The organism is Paenibacillus sp. NPDC057886, from assembly GCF_042796655.1.
Lineage (GTDB): Bacteria > Bacillota > Bacilli > Paenibacillales > Paenibacillaceae > Paenibacillus.
Genome location: NZ_JBHVMZ010000009.1, coordinates 88,171 through 106,992, shown reverse-complemented (window position 1 = coordinate 106,992; position 18,822 = coordinate 88,171). Strand labels below are relative to the sequence as shown.

Sequence of the window (18,822 nt, the reverse complement as noted above, 5' to 3'; positions counted from 1 at the left end):
AATTGGTGATGAAACATCTGGATTTTACCACGGGTTGAATGTATAATCACCTCTAGTAGGCTAGTCCTAAACTTTTCTCTTCATGTCATAATGTTCGGTTTTTCGACAGGTGATCCGATTGTTTAGGGATAAGAATGCGCTTTTAATGTCGAAGAAACCATACATTCTGCATAAAAGCCATATTATCGATCTGTTGATCCGTTCCGTTTTGGCCTGAACAGGAATTAGGTATATATCATTAAGGGGGAACAGAGAAATGAAAAAGATGCTCAGCTTGTCTTTGGTCATGTTGCTGGCAGTATCGGTTATGCTCGCAGGTTGCGGTAGCAAACCGAAAGAGGAAACAAATGCCGGAGGAAATACAGGTGGCGAAAACACTGAAGCCAAATCCGATTTGAAAATCGGTATGGTTACTGACGTAGGTGGCGTTAACGATAAATCGTTTAACCAATCCGCTTGGGAAGCTCTGCAAGCCACTGAAACTGAAACAGGTGTAGCTGTTAAATACCTGCAAAGTAAATCCGATGAAGAGTACATTCCAAACCTGAACGAGTTCGTTAAAAATGGATATGATCTGACTTGGGGTATCGGTTTCCAATTGGCTGATGCAATCAAGACTGTAGCTGAACAAAATCCTGATTCCAAACTCGCGATCATCGACAGTGTTGTTGATGCTCCTAACGTTAAATCGGTAACATTTGCTGAAGATGAAGGCTCTTTCCTGGTAGGTGTTGTAGCTGGTCTGACAACGAAATCGAACAAAATTGGTTTTGTTGGCGGTATGGAAAGCCCACTGATCAAAAAGTTTGAAGTAGGTTTCAGAGAAGGGGTTAAGGCGGTTAATCCTGACGCCGAGTTCATTCCCAACTACACAGGTGCATTTGATAAGCCTGACCTGGGTAAAGCAGCAGCAGCTACACTCTATAACAAAGGTGTAGATATCATTTTCCACGCTTCCGGTGCTACGGGTAATGGTGTGTTCAAAGAAGCAATCGCTCGTAAGGAACAAGGTCAAGACGTTTGGGTTATCGGTGTTGACAAAGACCAATCCCTGGAGTTTGGTGATGATGTAACACTGACTTCCATGATCAAAAAAGTTGACGAGGCTGTTAAGCGCGTAAACGCTGAAGTCATCGATGGAACATTCAAAGGCGGAGCTGAGAACCTGACTTTGAAAGAAAACGGTGTAGGTATCGCTGATACTTCTACGAAAAATGTTTCTGCTGATGTACTTGCCAAAGTGGACGAGTACAAAGAAAAAATCATCAACGGCGAAATCAAAATTCCTACAAAATAATCTGATTCACCCTGCATAAATGAATAATCATCGAGGCCGGTCTTGACCGGCCTTATGATTGTCAGGACAGGAAAATTTGCTCAAGTCATCATAACAATTGTACAAGATATGCAGTGCGTGCTAGGGGATAACCCATGGCAAAAGAAAGAAGACTTCGTATCAACGCTCCGGTAGGAGCTTTTCTTAAGATTATGGAATGCAGAAGTTTCCGGTGAAACTGAAGGATTCGATCATCTCAAGAAAAAGTACCGCTAAATTGCGGTCATCTTCCTTAAATAAACGTCGATAGACGTTTTTCTTACGTTTGCAGAACCAAACTATATCAGGTATAAGGGTGATTACATGGGTGCAGCAACCCCCGTCGTTGAGTTAAAACAAATCACGAAGCGTTTCCCAGGCATTGTTGCCAACGACGCCATCAGCCTTCAGCTTCGTAAAGGCGAGATCCATGCTCTACTGGGCGAAAACGGCGCTGGTAAATCAACGTTGATGAATATTGTCTTTGGTCTCTATCAGCCGGATGAAGGTTCCATTGAAGTGAATGGCAAGCCTGTCATCATCGACAGCCCTAACAAAGCCATCGATCTTGGCATCGGCATGGTGCATCAGCACTTTAAGCTTGTACAGCCGTTCACGGTAACAGAGAACATTATTTTGGGATCTGAACCAAGGAAAGGTCTCAACATTAATTATAAAAAGGCTGCTGCTGAAGTACAGCGTCTGTCTGAACAGTATGGACTCAAGGTAAACCCGCATGCCAAAATTCATGATATTTCCGTCGGTATGCAGCAACGTGTGGAAATTGTGAAGACGTTGTATCGTGGTGCAGACATACTCATTTTTGACGAGCCTACAGCGGTATTAACTCCTCAGGAGATCAAAGAGTTGATGGTCATTATGAAAAAGTTGGTGGCCGAAGGCAAATCGATTATTTTGATCACACACAAACTGAAAGAAATCATGGAGATTTCCGATACGGTAACGATTATTCGCCGTGGTAAAGTGATTGATTCGGTTACAACGTCCGAGACGAATCCGAACGAACTCGCCGAAAAAATGGTTGGCCGCAATGTCACATTTAAAGTGGACAAAAAGCCGGCAACACCTGGAGTAAACGTGCTTGAGGTTAGTAAATTGACCGCAAAAAATAAAGAGGGCATTTCGGTACTTAACGGACTTAACCTGAATGTACGAGCAGGAGAGATTGTCGGTATCGCTGGTGTCGATGGCAATGGGCAAAGTGAACTCATTGAAGCTCTTACCGGACTTCGTAAAGTGGATAGCGGTTCGATCCTTCTTGAAGGTAAGGAGCTGTCCAACCATTCTCCACGTCATATTTCGGAATCAGGGGTAGCCCATATTCCAGAAGACCGACACAAACACGGACTTGTTCTAGATTTTTCAGTGAGCGAAAATATCGTTCTAGAATCATATTATAAAGCGCCTTATACCCGTAAAGGATTCCTTAACTTCGATGCCATCAAAAAGCAGGCGAAGCGGCTTGTCGAGACATTTGATGTGCGTACACCAAGCATCGAGACAAAAGCCCGTTCTTTGTCGGGGGGGAACCAGCAGAAGGCCATTATCGCACGTGAGGTTGATAAAAATCCTGAACTGCTTATTGCTGCCCAGCCGACTCGTGGCCTGGATGTAGGGGCTATTGAGTTTGTCCAGAAACAGTTGATTGCACAACGTGATCAGGGGAAAGCGGTTTTGCTGATCTCTTTTGAGCTGGATGAAATTATCAACGTATCCGACCGAATTGCGGTCATTTATGAAGGACAGATCGTGGGCGAGGTGCTGCCGGAAGAAACCAATGACAGGGAGCTCGGCTTGATGATGGCGGGCAGCACCCAAAAGAGAGGTACTGTGCATGAGTAACGTATTGAAATGGTTTACCCGTGATTCATTTATTTTACCTGTTGTAGCCATCATTATGGGGCTGATCCTGGGCGGTATTGTCATGTTGATCGGCGGATACAATCCGATTGAAGCGTACAGTGCATTGTTTACGAAGGTTTTCGGAGACATGTATAACTTTGGTGAAGCCGTGCGGGAAATGACACCGCTGATTATGACAGGACTTGCATTTGCATTTGCGGCACGTGCAGGACTGTTTAATATCGGGGGAGAAGGACAATTTCTCGTCGGCATGACTGCAGCGACTTTTGTAGGCGTGAAGTTTGCAGGTCTGCCAATCTACATTCATGCTCCACTGGCTTTGATTGCTGGTGCAGTATTTGGTGGTCTGTGGGCAGCTATTGCTGGTTACCTGAAAGCAGCACGTGGGGTTAACGAAGTTATCAGTAGTATCATGCTGAACTGGATTGGTCTATATTTAGCCAACCTGGTTGTACGTCAATTTCTGCTGTTAAAAGGCGAAAACCGTTCGGTGGACATCAGTGATACCGCATCGATTAGTCTGACATGGCTTTCCGAGCTGATGGGCAACTCTCGTGTTCATATGGGAACATTAATTGCGCTTGTCATGGCTGTGCTCTTTTATATTTACATGTGGAAAACAAAGCAAGGTTATGAAATTCGTGCTGTAGGTCTTAACCCAAATGCGGCAGAGTATGCGGGTATGCATGTCAATCGCAATATCGTTAAAGCCATGTTTATCAGTGGTATGCTTGCTGGTCTTGGTGGTGCATTCCAGGTGCTCGGGGTGTTCCAATATCAGACCGTTATGTCAGGTTCACCGGGAACAGGTTTTGACGGCATCGCGGTTGCACTGATTGGTTTGAATCATCCGTTTGGTGTGCTGCTGGGCGCGGTGTTGTTCGGTACGCTCACTTATGGATCTGCGGGAATGAGCTTTGCTGCGGATGTACCGCCCGAGATTATTCGGATTGTGATCGGTTCGATTATCTTCTTCATTGCGGCACAAGGCATCGTGCGCTGGGTACTTAAACCGTTCTATTCCAAGCGCAAGAAAGAGAAGGTGTTGTAGATGGACTTGTTGACAATTGGGCAAATTATCAATACGACGCTTGTCTTTGCCACGGCATTGATTTTTGCATCCTTGGGCGGAATTTTTTCGGAGAAATCAGGTGTTACCAACCTTGGACTTGAAGGTTTCATGGTATTTGGTGCCTTTGCTGCAGGGATTGCTGCGCATTATGCACAAGAAGCTGGCATGGGTGGAACGACATCTGCCTGGATGGGGGTTTTGTTCGCAGTCGTGTTGGGAGTAGTGGTTTCCCTGATCCATGCGGTTGCCTCAATTACGTTTAAGGCTGACCAAATTATAAGTGGTATCGTCATTAACTTCCTGGCAGCAGGAAGTACACTTTATTTGGTAAAACTGCTGTTTGAAGGATCAGGAGATTCGCCTTTGGTACAAGGATTTAGCAAGTTTGATGTACCGCTGTTAAAAGATATTCCGTTGCTTGGTGAAGCTTTCTTCAAGAGTGTGTACCCGACAACATATCTGGCTGTTCTGTTTGTCTTCCTGACTTATTACATCATGTACAAAACCCCATTCGGTCTTCGTCTTCGCTCGGTTGGTGAACATCCAAGTGCTGCGGATACCGTGGGTGTTAAGGTGCGTCGTTATCGTTATGTTGCGGTAATGATCAGCGGTGCGCTGGCTGCTATTGGTGGAGCTGCAATCACGCTGACTACGACAGGCACATTCTCTCATAATACAGTTTCCGGTCAGGGTTACATTGCGATTGCAGCGATGATCTTTGGTAAGTGGAATCCGATTGGTGCCTTTGGGGCGGCTGTGTTCTTTGGTTTCTCGCAAGCGATCCGGAACTATGTACAGCTGTTCGAATGGTCTCAAAGTATTCCCCAGGAAATTATTTATATGCTGCCTTACCTGCTCACCATCATCGTACTCGTTGCGGCTGTTGGACGCTCTTCTGCTCCGTCCGCACTCGGGGAACCGTATGATCCGGGGAAAAGGTAACGACAGAAATGATGTTCTCCCAAATATTGTTTGACTTAAAAAGGTTCGCCTCGTGCGAACCTTTTTTTGTTTCTCAAAGACAACAAAAATATCAGATTACCAGCTTTCTTAACTCTTATAGAGAAAGAGGCACCCATATTTTCATTTAGGGACAAAGAAACAGGCGAATCCGGCTCTGGACGAATACACTGTTTTGAACGATCCGAGGAGGAGGGGATAGTATGAAACAACAAGTTACGCGTGATGAAGCGATGAAATTAATAGGCAAAAATATTGTCGCGATCAAAAAAGACGGTACTCGGGTGACCGGAAGACTTTTGAAAGTATCGGGCAATAAATTGGTGCTGAAACGTGCAGTTGGCAAAAAAGTACACACCAAAGCCATTTTACCATTGGTATTATTTGATTTACTCGCTATCGCAACGCTGCCCTATGCTTATGGCCCTGGCCCTGGCTTTGGCCCCGGATATGGCCCTGGACCGAAACCTGGCCCTGGCTTTGGTCCAGGCTATGGCCCGGGATTTGGCCCTGGAGGTCCTGGCGGTGGATTTGGTCCTGGCCCAGGATACGGCCCTTATGGTCCGGGACCAAGACCACCAGGTTTTTTCTAGACCGATTTATAGCGTTTTTTCCAACTCATAACAGCGGCTTAACATAATGTATCGAATTGTACTATATCCATTTTTATGGTAAAATCTGATACCTTTTGTATTGCCTTCGTCAACCATCACTTTGGATCTTTTGCAACCACGAGATGCTGCAAAGTTCTCTGCTTTGAGCAGCAAGGTCTGACCATATTTCTTTCGCTGTTCTTTTGTGGCAACAGCCATCATATCCACATACAGCAGTTCACCGTGCATGAGAAAGTGGATGAATGCGACAGCTTCGTTGTCAGGATTTTGTGAGACAACAAAGGTCATGCCCCTGTTCATTCGCAGGGGTATTTCTTTGCGTATTTTATTGATTTCACTTTCACTCATATGAGATAGAGGAACAAGTTGAGAGTCAATCAGCCTCATTATGGCGGCATCATCCAGCTTGGATTTGCGTTGCCGAATCACCATCGGAAGCCTCCTTTCAGGACCAGTCGTGCTGCTCGTATATCCTATGCCTGAGGGAAGTTGAAAGGTGACTGAATGAAGCGTTGGGATTGGGGTAACGTTAAAGATGGAGAGTGAAGGATTAGGGACGTTCTGAATTTTTATACAAAAGGGGTATTGACTTATCGGTTGGAGGAATCATATAATGTTCCTAACATTTAACGAGAATATTTCATCGGCTATGAAGAGGACGAAGTTTTAAGGGCTCTTTTGCTCAGAGAGTGGCTGGAATTGCTGAAACCACCACCATTACCCCTTATATACGAGCTCACCTCGGAGCTGTTTTCCTGAAAAGCATTGGATGTCACTCCATTGGGTTATTAGGGAAAATCGTATGTCTGCGTTACAGACAACAGGTATGGAGAACGGGTATATCCGTTTGATCTATCGTTTTTTGTACCTGGTAAGGTCCGTTATTGCGAAATTTCGGACAAAGTTGGGTGGTACCACGGAAGCAACAACCTTTCGTCCCTCGCAAGCATAAACTTGTTTGCAGGGATGGAAGGTTTTTTTTGTAACTTTAAATGTCAGAATGATGTAAATTCCGAGAGGAGGATGACTGATGGGAGCTCAAATTCCAGAAGTACGATCGACAGATGAATTACGTGAAAAATGGATGAAGCCGGAGGTCATTAGCGGTTCCGAAATTCTGCTGAGAAGCTTGTTGCTGGAAGGTGTAGAGTGCGTTTTTGGTTACCCGGGCGGCGCAGTGTTGTACATTTACGATGCGATGTATGGTTTCGAGGATTTCAAACACGTGTTAACCCGTCACGAACAAGGTGCCATTCATGCAGCTGACGGATATGCACGGGCAAGCGGAAAAGTGGGTGTCTGTATCGCTACCTCCGGACCTGGAGCAACGAATCTAGTTACCGGTATTGCAACAGCGTATATGGATTCTGTACCACTCGTAGTCATTACGGGGAATGTAATTTCCAGCCTGATTGGCTCAGATGCTTTCCAGGAAGCGGACATTACTGGAATCACAATGCCAATTACCAAACACAGTTACCTGGTAAAAGACGTAGAAGATCTGCCACGTGTCATTCATGAGGCATTCCATATTGCGAATACAGGTCGTAAAGGTCCCGTATTGATCGACATTCCGAAGGATGTATCGGCAAACAAAACGTTGTTCGAACCCGTGACTGAACCTGTTATATTGAGAGGGTACAACCCACGGACTGTACCGAACAAACTTCAGGTTGATCGTCTGGCTCAGGCGATTCAGGAAGCAGAACGTCCGATGATTCTGGCAGGCGGCGGTGTAGTTTACTCCGGTGGACATGAAGCGCTGTTCGAATTTGTGGAGAAGACAGGCATTCCAATCACGACAACACTTCTCGGACTTGGAGCATTCCCAAGTGGTCACGAATTGTGGACCGGAATGCCGGGTATGCACGGAACATACACTTCCAATCAGGCAATTCAAAAATCGGATTTGCTGATCAACATCGGAGCACGCTTTGATGACAGGGTAACAGGCAAGCTGGATGGATTCGCTCCACATGCCAAAATTGTGCACATTGATATTGATCCGGCTGAAATCGGCAAAAACATCGCAACCGACATTCCAATCGTTGGTGATGTGAAAACGGTTCTGGAAATAGCGAACAAAGAGGTTCAACGTGCTGAACGTGCGGATGCTTGGAGAGATCAGATCAAACAATGGAAACAAGAGAAACCTTACAGCTACACAGATTCAGATGAAGTATTAAAACCGCAGTGGGTTGTGGAAATGCTGAATGATACAACCAAAGGCGAAGCCATCGTGACTACGGATGTTGGACAGCATCAAATGTGGGCTGCTCAGTATTACAAATTCAACCAACCACGTTCATGGGTAACCTCCGGTGGACTGGGAACGATGGGTTTTGGATTCCCTTCTGCAATTGGTGCTCAAATGGCCAACCCGGACAGACTCGTTATTTCCATCAACGGTGACGGCGGTATGCAGATGTGTTCTCAAGAACTCGCGATCTGTGCCATTAACAACATCCCGGTGAAAATTGTTATTATCAACAATCAGGTACTTGGAATGGTACGTCAGTGGCAAGAGATCATCTATGAGAACCGTTACAGTCATATCGATTTGGCAGGCAGCCCTGATTTTGTAAAACTCGCTGAAGCCTATGGCGTAAAAGGATTGCGTGCAACCAACAAGGAAGAAGCCGAGCGTGCTTGGCAAGAAGCCCTGGATACACCAGGACCGGTCGTTGTTGAATTCGTAGTACGCAAGGAAGAAAACGTATATCCAATGGTTCCGCAAGGAGCGACAATTGATCAAATGCTGATGGGGGATGCTGAGGAATGATAAGACATACAATTTCGATATTGGTCAACGATCAGCCTGGCGTCCTGCAGCGGGTATCAGGGTTGTTCGGTCGACGTGGATTCAACATTGAGAGCATCACGGTAGGTCAATCCGAGGAACCGGGTTTGTCCCGGATGGTCATTGTGACGATCGGTGATGACAAAACGTTGGAACAGATTGAAAAGCAACTCTACAAAATCATCGATGTCATCAAAGTGGTTGATTTCAGTCTGAAGCCGATGGTCGCCCGTGAACTTGCATTGATCAAGGTAAAGGCAGAACCGTCCGAACGTCCAGAAATTCTGGGTGTGGTGGAGACATTCCGCGCATCCGTTGTAGATGTTGGTCCAGGCAGCCTGATTGTACAGGTGGTCGGAGATTCGGATAAAATTGATGCGATGATTGAATTGCTTAAGCCATACGGCATTCGCGAACTGTCACGTACAGGCGTAACTGCATTGGTACGAGGCAACGTATAAGCAATCATATTGAAAAAAGCATGGTCTGATGCTTGTCAATGGAACGACAAAGGTATGTTAGCAGCATCGAGCTGAAATATACCGTTAATCTTAGATGAGGTGCCAGTCCCGTACAAGTTGCAATTTAACATTTTAGTGATGTAACGCTTGACAATATAGCCACACACCCGCATTAACGGGCGGGTGTCTGAACGGATCGGATCAGACCAGAGACGCTAAAGCAGGAAAAGCGTGCCGGTCCCTTGAGACACCCGCTCATTAATGAAGGGTTCTTTACAATACAAAGGAGGACTTATAAACATGCCAGTAACTACTTATTATGAACAGGATGCAGAGCTTAGCGTATTGAAAGGAAAAACGATTGCGGTCATCGGTTACGGTAGCCAGGGCCATGCCCAAGCTCAAAACCTGCGTGACAGTGGATTGAACGTAGTCATCGGACTTCGTGAAGGTAAATCTTTTGACACTGCAAAAAATGACGGATTTGAAGTTCTGTCCCCGGCTGAAGCAACTAGCCGTGCAGACGTAGTTCAAATTTTGCTGCCTGACGAAACACAAGCTTCTGTATACAAAAACGAAATCGAACCAAACCTGAAAAAAGGCGCTGCATTGCTCTTCTCCCACGGTTTCAATGTTCATTTCGGTCAAATCGTTGCTCCAAAAGACAGCGATGTATTGCTGGTAGCTCCTAAGTCCCCTGGCCACATGGTACGTCGTACCTACGTGGAAGGATTCGGTGTACCGGGCCTGATCGCAATTGAGCAAGATGCAACAGGTAAAGCAAAAGATATCGGTTTGGCTTATGCCAAAGGTATCGGTTGCACGCGTGCAGGGGTTATCGAAACTTCCTTCCGTGAAGAAACAGAAACAGACCTGTTCGGTGAGCAAGCTGTTCTGTGTGGTGGTGTAAGCGCCCTGGTAAAAGCTGGATTCGAAACATTGACAGAAGCGGGTTACGCTCCTGAAATGGCATACTTCGAGTGTCTGCACGAATTGAAATTGATCGTTGACCTGATGTATGAAGGTGGACTTGCAAGCATGCGTGATTCCATCAGTAACACAGCGGAGTACGGTGACTATGTAACTGGACCTCGCGTAGTAACTGAAGATACGAAGAAAGCAATGAAAGAAGTTCTAACAGATATCCAACAAGGTAAATTTGCACGCGATTTCATCCTGGAAAACCAATCCGGCCGTGCATTCCTGACAGCAACTCGTCGCAACGAAGCTGAACACCCAATCGAAGTGGTTGGCGGACAATTGCGTGAGATGATGCACTGGATCAAGAAGTAAGCATGCACTTTAACGTAATCTAGTAAACTTACAGCTTTAACCGGGAATAGCGGCCGTGCATATGCGTGTGCCGCTATTACTGGTTTAGAGGAACATACAATACAAGTCTAGGAGGTGCGAGGCGTGCGTAAAATCTATGTATTTGACACAACGCTGCGTGATGGAGAACAATCCCCGGGGGTCAATCTGAATACTCGTGAAAAGGTGGAAATTGCGCACCAGCTCGAGCGGCTTGGTATTGACCGGATGGAAGCCGGTTTCCCCGCGGCCTCTCCAGGCGATTTGGCGGCAGTTAATGCAGTAGCCAAAGCGGTCAAAAACGTTACCGTCATTGGCTTGTCCCGCTCCAGAGAGCAGGATATCGATGCGGTGAAGGAAGCGTTGAAGGGCGCTCAAGACCCGTGTATCCATATCTTTTTGGCAACTTCACCTATTCATCGTCAGCACAAATTGCGCATGGATCGAGCCCAGGTTCTTGATACAGCTCGTTCCGCGATTCGTTATGCGAAGAAAACTTTTTCGAAGATCGAATTCTCGTTGGAGGACGCAGGTCGTACCGAATATGATTTCCTTGTAGAAATGGTGAATATGGCTGTGGAAGAAGGTGCAGCCGTTGTAAATATCCCGGATACGGTGGGCTATCTGAGCCCGTATGAGTACGGAAATATTTTCAAACATCTCAAGGAAAACGTACACAACATTGATAAGGTGCAGCTGAGTGCACACTGTCATAATGACCTGGGAATGGCAACTGCCAACACGCTTGCAGCCATTCTGAATGGAGCCGATCAAATTGAGGGCACCATTAACGGCATTGGTGAACGTGCAGGTAATACCGCGATTGAAGAAATTGCCATGGCACTGGAGACACGTCAGGAATTTTTCCAGGCGAAAACTTCGCTGCAACTTTCTGAAATTGCTCGGACCAGTCGTCTCGTGAGTCGTTTGACGGGTATGGTTGTGCCTGGCAATAAAGCGATTGTTGGTGCGAATGCGTTTGCACACGAATCTGGAATTCACCAGGATGGCATGCTGAAAGAGAAAACAACCTACGAAATTATGACCCCAGAGACCATCGGTCTGAAGGAAAGCAAGCTCGTACTGGGTAAACATTCGGGGCGTCATGCCTTCCGTGAGCGCTTGATTGAGCTCGGTTATGAACTGGAAGATGAAGCATTGAACCGTGCTTTTGCCCAATTCAAAGATCTGGCTGATAAGAAAAAAGAAGTGACTGATGAGGATTTGCTGGCGGTCATCGAAGAGAAATTACAGGATGCACCTGAGGTGCTTAAACTGGAATCCATCTTTGTGACGTATGGTGATGAATCCACTCCAACAGCTAAAGTTCGTATTGCTACACTTGATGGTGAGACGGTGGAACAACAAGCAGAAGGAAATGGATCGGTAGATGCCATCTATAATGCGATTGACCAAGTGAGCGGAGAAGAAGTAACGTTATCCGACTACTCAATCAAATCCGTTACGCATGGTAAGGACGCATTGGGTGAGGTACACGTCGTACTTACTCAAAACCAAATATCTGTACAAGGGCGTGGTGTAAGCACCGACATTCTGGGTGCCAGTGCACGTGCTTATGTTGATGGATTGAACAAGTTGATTGAGAAACGCAAGACCTACACGAATCGCGTTAATGTGAACCTGTAACACATCATTTGCAGTAAGTAAAGCTCTTCATTGGACTGGAATTCGTCTGGCTGGAGAAGCTAAGATGGAGTTCCCAGCCCTATGTATTGTAGTTCAGTGAGGTACATAAAAAGTCTGACCCTCAAAATAAATTTGAAGGTCAGACTTTTTTGTTGTTACGTATAGGATAATTGCATTATTCTATAGAGCATTCTCATTGAAAAGACGTATTCAGTTAGGCCGATAAGCTTTTACCAAGCATAAGCGTTCGGAGCTTGTCCTCCCGGACCCGGGAAGATTTCATCCAAACGTTTAAGGACGGCTTCTTCCAGAGTGACATCCAAACATTTGAGCGCAGTTTCGAACTGCTCCAGTGTACGCGGCCCAATAATGGGTGCGGTAACTGCCGGATTGGCGGCAACCCAGGCCAAAGCTATGGTATCCTGTGGTTCGCCGAGTTCGCGGCAAAGTGATGCGAATTGTTCCAATTGAGTTTGATGGGACTCAATCCGTTCAGCAATGCCTCCACTGCGTGTACCTTCCAGCTTCTGGAGCGCATTGCGTCCAAGTAACCCACCGTCAAGCGGACTCCATGGAATAACGCCAAGGCCCAGTTCTTTCGCTGCGGGCAGCACTTCGAGCTCAGGCAAACGGCAGTTAAGACTGTATTTATGCTGCTCGGATACAAGACCGAGGAAATGGCGGTTTTTGGCTTCACTTTGAGCCACGGCAATCTGCCATGCAGCAAAGTTACTTGAACCTACATAACCAATTTTGCCTTGATGAACAGCGTTCTCAAACGCACCCCAAAGCTCGTCCCACGATATGGCGGGATCAACATGGTGCATTTGATACAGTTCAACATGATCTGTTTGCAGGCGGCGGAGGGAACCTTCCAGATGGCGTCTGATTTTGTAAGCGGAGAGACCTGCATCGTTGTTTGGACCGTCTGTATCGTCGTGCATGGAGCCATAGACTTTGGTCGCAAGAACAACTTTTTCACGTCTGCCGCCGCCTTGTTTAAACCAGCGTCCAATGATCTCCTCGGTGAGACCCGAATTTTCGCCCCAGCCGTAAATGTTAGCGGTATCAAAAAAGTTCACACCGGCATCGAGTGCCGCATCCATGATACGGAATGCCTCTTTTTCGTCTGTAGCAGGACCAAAGTTCATCGTGCCGAGACAGATCCGGCTGACTTTAAGACCTGATTTTCCCAAGTACGTGTATTGCATGATTGCAATCCCTCCTGAGTTACCTGAATTTGTCTTCAGGCTTTATTTTAACTCAGTCAGAGGTACAGAACAACCAATCCAAAACCACTTATAGGCAAAAACTATTAAAGTCATAGATTGTATATCTTGGTCAAATGACCTCCGAATATGATACAAAAGAGAGAGTTAAAAATGACACGTTAATCATTGAAGTGAATAACCGAATGAATGGATATAAGGAGTGGACAACCCATGGCAGACGTGAAAAAAATTGCAGTTATCGCAGGTGACGGAATCGGTCCAGAAGTTGTAGCGGAGGCAGAGAAAGTTCTCAAACGTACGGAGGAAGTTTTCGGATACCGTTTTGAGACAGAGCATGCGCTGTTTGGTGGAATCGCCATTGATGAGAAAGGTACACCGCTTCCTGAAGAAACACTGACAGTATGTAAGAGTGCGGATGCTGTGCTGCTCGGAGCGGTTGGCGGTCCAAAGTGGGACAACAACAGCAAGGAATTGCGTCCGGAAACAGGCTTGCTTGGCATTCGCAAAGCGCTCGGACTGTTCTCGAACCTGCGTCCGGCAGTGGTATTTGATTGCTTGAAGGATGCTTCCACCTTGAAACCGGAAGTGCTGGAAGGTACGGATCTGATGGTCGTGCGTGAGTTGACCGGGGGAATCTACTTTGGTGAAAAGTTCAGACGTGAAGGTGCACAAGGCGAAGAAGCAGTGGATACATGCGTATATAATGTAACGGAAGTGGAGCGCATCGTTCGTCAGGCGTTTGAAATTGCTCAAGGACGTAGCAAAAAGCTGGCTTCTGTAGATAAGGCTAACGTGCTGGAAACTTCCCGTCTTTGGAGAGAAGTCGTTAACCGTGTAGCACCGGAATATCCGGATGTTGAAGTGGAGCATGTGCTTGTAGACAACTGTGCAATGCAATTGCTGCGTCGTCCATCCAGCTTTGACGTTATCGTGACTGAAAATATGTTCGGAGATATCCTTAGTGATGAAGCAGCGATGCTGACAGGTTCGATCGGCATGCTGGCATCTGCATCACTGGGTGAAGGCAGCTTTGGTCTGTATGAGCCGGTACACGGTTCAGCACCGGATATCGCAGGCCAAGGACTGGCGAACCCAATCGCAACGATCCTTTCGCTGGCGTTGATGTTCCGTACAACTTTTGGTTATGCGGAAGGTGCTGATGCAATTGAAGCAGCTGTATCTGATGTGCTCAATGCGGGACATCGTACAAGCGACATCGCTGTAGACAAGAGCAAAGCGATCAGCACGACAGAAATGGGCGATCTGATCGTCGCGGCAATTCAGAAACAGGCTTAATAATAATAACTACAGAACAGCCCTTTGCTCCGATCCGGAATTGCAGAGGGCTGTTCCTTTACGATTTTTGCCACGAAAAATCCTTATTTATAATTATTATAAAAAAACAACGATTATAATCTTGACTTTGAGAAGTCCGGATGATAACATTTTACTTGTACTTGTTATCAAGTAACAAACTCATTTTAATTACAGGAAAAGCGTTCTCGTTTTTCTTGATGATGAGCATTCAACTTGAGTGCTTACATAATCCCAAAGGAGGAATTGTTAGTTATGGCAGAACGTTTGGTTGGTAGACCCGCACCGGATTTTGCAATGGAAACAGTATCGGGAGATGGACAAGACTTTGGTTCCGTAAAACTGTCCGATTATCGTGGCAAATGGCTCGTATTTTTCTTTTATCCTTTGGATTTCACTTTTGTGTGCCCAACTGAAATTACAGCTTTGAGTGATGCTGCTGAGCAATTCAAAGCTTTGGATACTGAAGTTCTTGGCGTAAGCGTTGACTCCGTACACAGCCACAAAGCTTGGATCAACACACCTAAAGACAGCAATGGTCTTGGTCAATTGAACTTCCCGCTTGCTTCCGACATCACGAAACAAGTTGCTAAAGATTATGGCATTTTGATCGAAGAAGAAGGCGTTGCACTGCGCGGCTTGTTCATCATCGATCCAGAAGGCGAATTGAAATACCAAGTGGTTAACCACAATGATGTAGGCCGTAGTGTTGAAGAAACACTTCGTGTACTGCAAGCTCTGCAATCCGGTGGATTGTGTGCAATGAACTGGAAACCAGGCGACAGCAACCTGTAAGTCTGATTGAACTTGAACGTTTATTGTTCAAGCCCTCATCCCTCATGGGATTGAGGGCTTTTTGCACCCTTTTGCGAGAATATAGGCCCTAAAGGAAGAAAAGTGTTTAAACAGGGACGTAAACGTGGTAATGATGTAATAGAAGAAAGCCTTCATTTTATCTCTGGAAAGAGGAATCGAAGGGCCTCAAGGCGAATAGGGTATGGAAACCCGGTAAATATTCCGGTGCTCTGCATTTATAATTTGTACATGAATGTGATACACTGATGGAACTATTCCTTTTTCGGAAGTGCTTGAAGTGTACGGGACTGCTATCCATTAAAAAGTCTCGGCACGTTATAAGGAGGGTGAACAAAAATGAGTTACTGTTGTGGGGCAAGTATGGTGGGAACAAAGGGCACGCTGAAGCATTACCGCACCCAGGTTCATAATGTTCCCCTGCTGTTTTGTCCGGTGTGTCACCGGGTAGAAGTGCATTATAAAGTGGAAAATGAATATGAAATTTTGGCTGAATATGCGCATGGAGATGGTGCGTCGGAGATTGATTTCCAAGATTACGTGACGGAAGATGAAGATGCGATTTTTGAAAATTGCGTGAATCGTGAAAGCGAGGATGCTATGGTCATTGTGCAGCGTCAGATCGACATGTCTCTGGATCTACTTCGTCTTGCCAAGGAAATGAAGGATGAGAAGTGGGAAAGCGAACTCAAGCGTCGCTTAGCCGTCATGAGTCAGCGCAGACTCAAAATTCAGCATAACAAGAGTGGATTATAGATTGAATTTAATTATTTAAAATTTAAACTATACGAACGAAGCTTATTCGCTAATCGAGCGAAAAAGCTTCGTTTTTGTTGTATATAGAAACTAATTCACGGTTTTTCTTAAAATAATTTCCATTCGACACTTTCTCCGATTGACTCCCTTCTATAAACTTGTCTATGATAAAAACAGACTTGCAAAAGAGGCGGAGCAAAAAATGTTCGTGTTTGGGAATAGGAGAAGGTTAGAATGGAACAGACGTATAATGTTTTCCGGATCGACTCTTGGTTACCCGGAATAGATCAGCTTGGGTTCCGGACATGCCATCCATATTTTCGGCTCAGCCCCCTAATGAAAGGGCACCGGTAATGAAAAATATAATCGGCCCTTCCTGTTTCTGTGATGATATGATGTCCGAATGGCAAGTTTATCATTTACGTGAAAAGGAGGAACCTGACATGATTAGTGAATTTCAGGATACAGTGCCTCGACCAACGGATGGATTCCCGCCTGTACATCTGGATAACAACAAGTATGAGAATGTCCTGGAACATCTGGATAGCGGTATTATGTTGTTTGACAGTAACGGTGTATTGACGTTTATTAACGTTCAGATGGCAAAATTGTTGGAGCTTCCTAGGAGTCTATTGAGCGGCTGCACCCTGATGCAAATGCTGCATCATCCACAGATGAGCCGATTCAAGAAAAAGAAAATTTTACGCATCTATCGGGAAACTATCTTTCATCGTAAGCGCTATCATGAATTGATTGACGAGTATGGCAGGCATTGGCTGGTTACAGTAACGTACGGGGATCAGATGGATGGGGACTTCCTGTTCAGTGTGAAGGATGTTTCCGATTATAAACAGATTGAGCAGACCGCTTATCAAAATGACAAACTTGCAATGTTGGGGCGGATTTCGGCATCTATTGCCCATGAAATTCGGAATCCTTTGACGGCTATCCGCGGATTTATCCAGTTGCTTCGGCCTCATTTGCTGCAATTGGGGAAAGACGAGTACGCTCGAATCATTCTAACGGAAATTGACAGGGCGAACGACATTATCTACGAATTTCTGAATTCCTCGAAACCGTCAGCTCCTCAGAAGACCATTATGTCTGTTAACTCTTTGCTCAAAGAGGTGGTCTTGCTGACAGAAAGCGAAGGATTAATGAAGGGGTGCGAGATCACCCTGGATGAAGCAGAAGTCCCGTTAAATGTGTCCATTGATGTCAAACAGATTAAGCAGGTCATTTTGAATATGGTTAAAAACGCAATGGATGCCATCGAGGATGTGGGTGAAGAGCACACAGGCTTGATTCAGATCTCCACGGGAACCGAGAACAAGTATGTGCAGATCTCCATTGCTGATAATGGACAGGGAATGGACCACAACACCCTTGTGCGCCTGTTTGACCCGTTTTTTACCACCAAGGAGAGCGGAACAGGGCTGGGACTTTCCGTGAGTTACCGCATTATCAAAAATCACGGGGGCAACATCTCTGTGGATAGCAAAAAGGGGGAAGGCACCCGGTTCATCATCATGCTTCCCTTGGTGTAAAGAAAAGAGTTATGCGAACAGGAATTGGCTAACCCGCCGATTCCTGTTGTTTTTTGTTGGGACGATTAGGGTTATAGTTAGAATGAATGCGAATACATAGCTCAATTTACGGGAGGAAGAACCAATTATGAATATCCAGGGAATGGAACAAATGAACAAACAGTTAATGGACCATGTAGGGAAGATCATTGTGGGCAAAGACCATACGATTGAGCTTGTGATGACAGCCATCATCGCTTCAGGACATGTCCTGCTGGAGGACGTGCCCGGTACGGGGAAAACTTTGTTGGCAAAATCCGTAGCATCTTCACTGGATTGTACCTTCCAGCGTATTCAATTCACACCGGATCTGTTGCCATCTGATTTGACGGGTATTCATTTTTTTAACCAAAAAGAAGGTGACTTTGAATTCAGACCTGGCCCCCTGTTTGCCAACTTGGTGCTGGCAGATGAGATTAACCGGGCTACACCGCGTACCCAGTCCAGTTTGCTGGAATGTATGGAGGAACGGCAGATTAGCATTGATGGTTCGACCAGACAGCTGGAACGACCGTTTATCGTCATTGCCACACAAAACCCGGTAGATAACCAGGGAACTTTTCCGTTACCAGAGGCACAGATGGATCGTTTCATGATGAAGATCCGGATGGGCTATCCAAGCAGTGAAGAAAGTGTAGAAATTCTGAGACGTACGGTAGCGAGCCGTTCTGTTGCTGATCTGTCCGCTATCCTTAGTCGCGAGCAGCTGCTCGAGGCACAGGGCACTTATACATCGGTCCAAATCGACGAAGATCTGTTGCGATATATTATCCGTCTGACAGAAGCGACTAGGCAGCATCCCGAGCTTTCACTGGGCGTAAGTCCACGAGGAGCTCAGGCGTTGCTCAAGGCAAGTCAGGCCTGGGCTGCATTACATGGCAGAGACTTTGTTCTCCCGGATGATATTAAAATATTGGCGGAGCCCGTGCTAGCCCATCGACTTGTATTCCGCAACCGCGTGAGGCAACAAGAGGGCTTGGCGGAACGTATTATTCAGGAGCTTCTGAGCCAGACTGAAGTGCCGACGGAGAATCTTGCTGCAGGCAGCGGGCTATAA

General features: G+C 46.0%; 16 protein-coding genes. 14 read left to right on the top strand and 2 right to left on the bottom strand.

The genetic code is table 11. From position 1 onward, the window contains the following. The first annotated feature begins 256 nt into the window (after positions 1–256). From ACFVQB_RS26780 to ACFVQB_RS26760, 5 genes are all read left to right on the top strand, one after another. Entirely contained in the window at positions 257–1,297 is a 1,041-nt protein-coding gene (locus ACFVQB_RS26780; RefSeq protein ID WP_379446947.1) for a BMP family lipoprotein, read from the top strand. Between the two features lie 342 nt (positions 1,298–1,639). Further along, on the top strand, positions 1,640–3,178 hold the full coding sequence (locus tag ACFVQB_RS26775) for an ABC transporter ATP-binding protein (protein ID WP_379446946.1): 1,539 nt from the start codon (positions 1,640–1,642) through the stop codon (positions 3,176–3,178). After that, positions 3,171–4,250: an ABC transporter permease gene (locus tag ACFVQB_RS26770; RefSeq protein ID WP_379446945.1), complete on the top strand. Its 1,080-nt coding sequence runs from the start codon at positions 3,171–3,173 to the stop codon at positions 4,248–4,250. The genes ACFVQB_RS26775 and ACFVQB_RS26770 overlap by 8 nt, the downstream gene beginning before the upstream one ends. Further along, entirely contained in the window at positions 4,251–5,213 is a 963-nt protein-coding gene (locus tag ACFVQB_RS26765; protein WP_379446944.1) for an ABC transporter permease, read from the top strand. It abuts the gene before it with no gap. 221 nt (positions 5,214–5,434) lie between these two features. Next, a complete protein-coding gene (locus tag ACFVQB_RS26760; RefSeq protein WP_379446943.1) occupies positions 5,435–5,824 on the top strand; it encodes a hypothetical protein in 390 nt (129 codons plus the stop codon). A 6-nt stretch (positions 5,825–5,830) separates the two neighbouring features. On the opposite strand, the gene ACFVQB_RS26755 is transcribed toward ACFVQB_RS26760, so the two are convergent. Beyond that, positions 5,831–6,274, bottom strand: a complete 444-nt coding sequence (locus ACFVQB_RS26755; protein ID WP_379447135.1) for a GNAT family N-acetyltransferase — start codon at positions 6,272–6,274, stop codon at positions 5,831–5,833. Between the two features lie 601 nt (positions 6,275–6,875). Between ACFVQB_RS26755 and ilvB the strand changes: the two genes are divergently transcribed. The 4 genes from ilvB to ACFVQB_RS26735 all read left to right on the top strand — a co-directional run bounded on the left by ilvB (position 6,876) and on the right by ACFVQB_RS26735 (position 12,064). Then, a complete protein-coding gene (gene ilvB / locus ACFVQB_RS26750) occupies positions 6,876–8,627 on the top strand; it encodes a biosynthetic-type acetolactate synthase large subunit (protein ID WP_076289932.1) in 1,752 nt (583 codons plus the stop codon). Beyond that, a complete protein-coding gene (gene ilvN, locus ACFVQB_RS26745; protein WP_379446942.1) occupies positions 8,624–9,106 on the top strand; it encodes an acetolactate synthase small subunit in 483 nt (160 codons plus the stop codon). Before ilvB ends, ilvN begins: the two co-directional genes overlap by 4 nt. A 300-nt stretch (positions 9,107–9,406) precedes the next feature. Beyond that, positions 9,407–10,399 carry a ketol-acid reductoisomerase gene (gene ilvC, locus ACFVQB_RS26740; RefSeq protein WP_024628318.1) on the top strand — a complete coding sequence of 331 codons (993 nt, stop codon included), beginning with the start codon at positions 9,407–9,409 and terminating at the stop codon, positions 10,397–10,399. A 123-nt stretch (positions 10,400–10,522) separates the two neighbouring features. Further along, positions 10,523–12,064, top strand: a complete 1,542-nt coding sequence (locus ACFVQB_RS26735; RefSeq protein WP_379446941.1) for a 2-isopropylmalate synthase — start codon at positions 10,523–10,525, stop codon at positions 12,062–12,064. Between the two features lie 230 nt (positions 12,065–12,294). On the opposite strand, the gene ACFVQB_RS26730 is transcribed toward ACFVQB_RS26735, so the two are convergent. Continuing rightward, complete coding sequence (locus tag ACFVQB_RS26730; protein WP_379446940.1) at positions 12,295–13,275, bottom strand: aldo/keto reductase; 981 nt, start codon at positions 13,273–13,275, stop codon at positions 12,295–12,297. Between the two features lie 231 nt (positions 13,276–13,506). Between ACFVQB_RS26730 and leuB the strand changes: the two genes are divergently transcribed. From leuB to ACFVQB_RS26705, 5 genes are all read left to right on the top strand, one after another. Next, complete coding sequence (gene leuB, locus ACFVQB_RS26725; protein ID WP_379446939.1) at positions 13,507–14,592, top strand: 3-isopropylmalate dehydrogenase; 1,086 nt, start codon at positions 13,507–13,509, stop codon at positions 14,590–14,592. 273 nt (positions 14,593–14,865) lie between these two features. Further along, positions 14,866–15,405 carry a peroxiredoxin gene (locus ACFVQB_RS26720; protein ID WP_091001071.1) on the top strand — a complete coding sequence of 180 codons (540 nt, stop codon included), beginning with the start codon at positions 14,866–14,868 and terminating at the stop codon, positions 15,403–15,405. Between the two features lie 357 nt (positions 15,406–15,762). Further along, positions 15,763–16,179 (top strand): hypothetical protein, encoded by a 417-nt coding sequence (locus ACFVQB_RS26715; protein WP_024628323.1) that lies wholly within the window; start codon positions 15,763–15,765, stop codon positions 16,177–16,179. 443 nt (positions 16,180–16,622) lie between these two features. Beyond that, entirely contained in the window at positions 16,623–17,726 is a 1,104-nt protein-coding gene (locus ACFVQB_RS26710; protein ID WP_113051616.1) for an ATP-binding protein, read from the top strand. A 127-nt stretch (positions 17,727–17,853) separates the two neighbouring features. Further along, positions 17,854–18,822 carry an AAA family ATPase gene (locus ACFVQB_RS26705; RefSeq protein WP_379446938.1) on the top strand — a complete coding sequence of 323 codons (969 nt, stop codon included), beginning with the start codon at positions 17,854–17,856 and terminating at the stop codon, positions 18,820–18,822.

Bases quoted from the DNA above. Each gene is read 5' to 3' on its own strand.
- ACFVQB_RS26710 (WP_113051616.1), top strand. From the start codon at position 16,623: ATGATTAGTGAATTTCAGGATACAGTGCCTCGACCAACGGATGGATTC.
- ACFVQB_RS26780 (WP_379446947.1), top strand. From the start codon at position 257: ATGAAAAAGATGCTCAGCTTGTCTTTGGTCATGTTGCTGGCAGTATCG.
- ACFVQB_RS26705 (WP_379446938.1), top strand. From the start codon at position 17,854: ATGAATATCCAGGGAATGGAACAAATGAACAAACAGTTAATGGACCAT.
- ACFVQB_RS26770 (WP_379446945.1), top strand. From the start codon at position 3,171: ATGAGTAACGTATTGAAATGGTTTACCCGTGATTCATTTATTTTACCT.
- ACFVQB_RS26765 (WP_379446944.1), top strand. From the start codon at position 4,251: ATGGACTTGTTGACAATTGGGCAAATTATCAATACGACGCTTGTCTTT.
- ilvC (WP_024628318.1), top strand. From the start codon at position 9,407: ATGCCAGTAACTACTTATTATGAACAGGATGCAGAGCTTAGCGTATTG.
- ACFVQB_RS26720 (WP_091001071.1), top strand. From the start codon at position 14,866: ATGGCAGAACGTTTGGTTGGTAGACCCGCACCGGATTTTGCAATGGAA.
- leuB (WP_379446939.1), top strand. From the start codon at position 13,507: ATGGCAGACGTGAAAAAAATTGCAGTTATCGCAGGTGACGGAATCGGT.
- ACFVQB_RS26715 (WP_024628323.1), top strand. From the start codon at position 15,763: ATGAGTTACTGTTGTGGGGCAAGTATGGTGGGAACAAAGGGCACGCTG.
- ilvN (WP_379446942.1), top strand. From the start codon at position 8,624: ATGATAAGACATACAATTTCGATATTGGTCAACGATCAGCCTGGCGTC.
- ACFVQB_RS26760 (WP_379446943.1), top strand. From the start codon at position 5,435: ATGAAACAACAAGTTACGCGTGATGAAGCGATGAAATTAATAGGCAAA.
- ACFVQB_RS26730 (WP_379446940.1), bottom strand. From the start codon at position 13,275: ATGCAATACACGTACTTGGGAAAATCAGGTCTTAAAGTCAGCCGGATC.
- ilvB (WP_076289932.1), top strand. From the start codon at position 6,876: ATGGGAGCTCAAATTCCAGAAGTACGATCGACAGATGAATTACGTGAA.
- ACFVQB_RS26775 (WP_379446946.1), top strand. From the start codon at position 1,640: ATGGGTGCAGCAACCCCCGTCGTTGAGTTAAAACAAATCACGAAGCGT.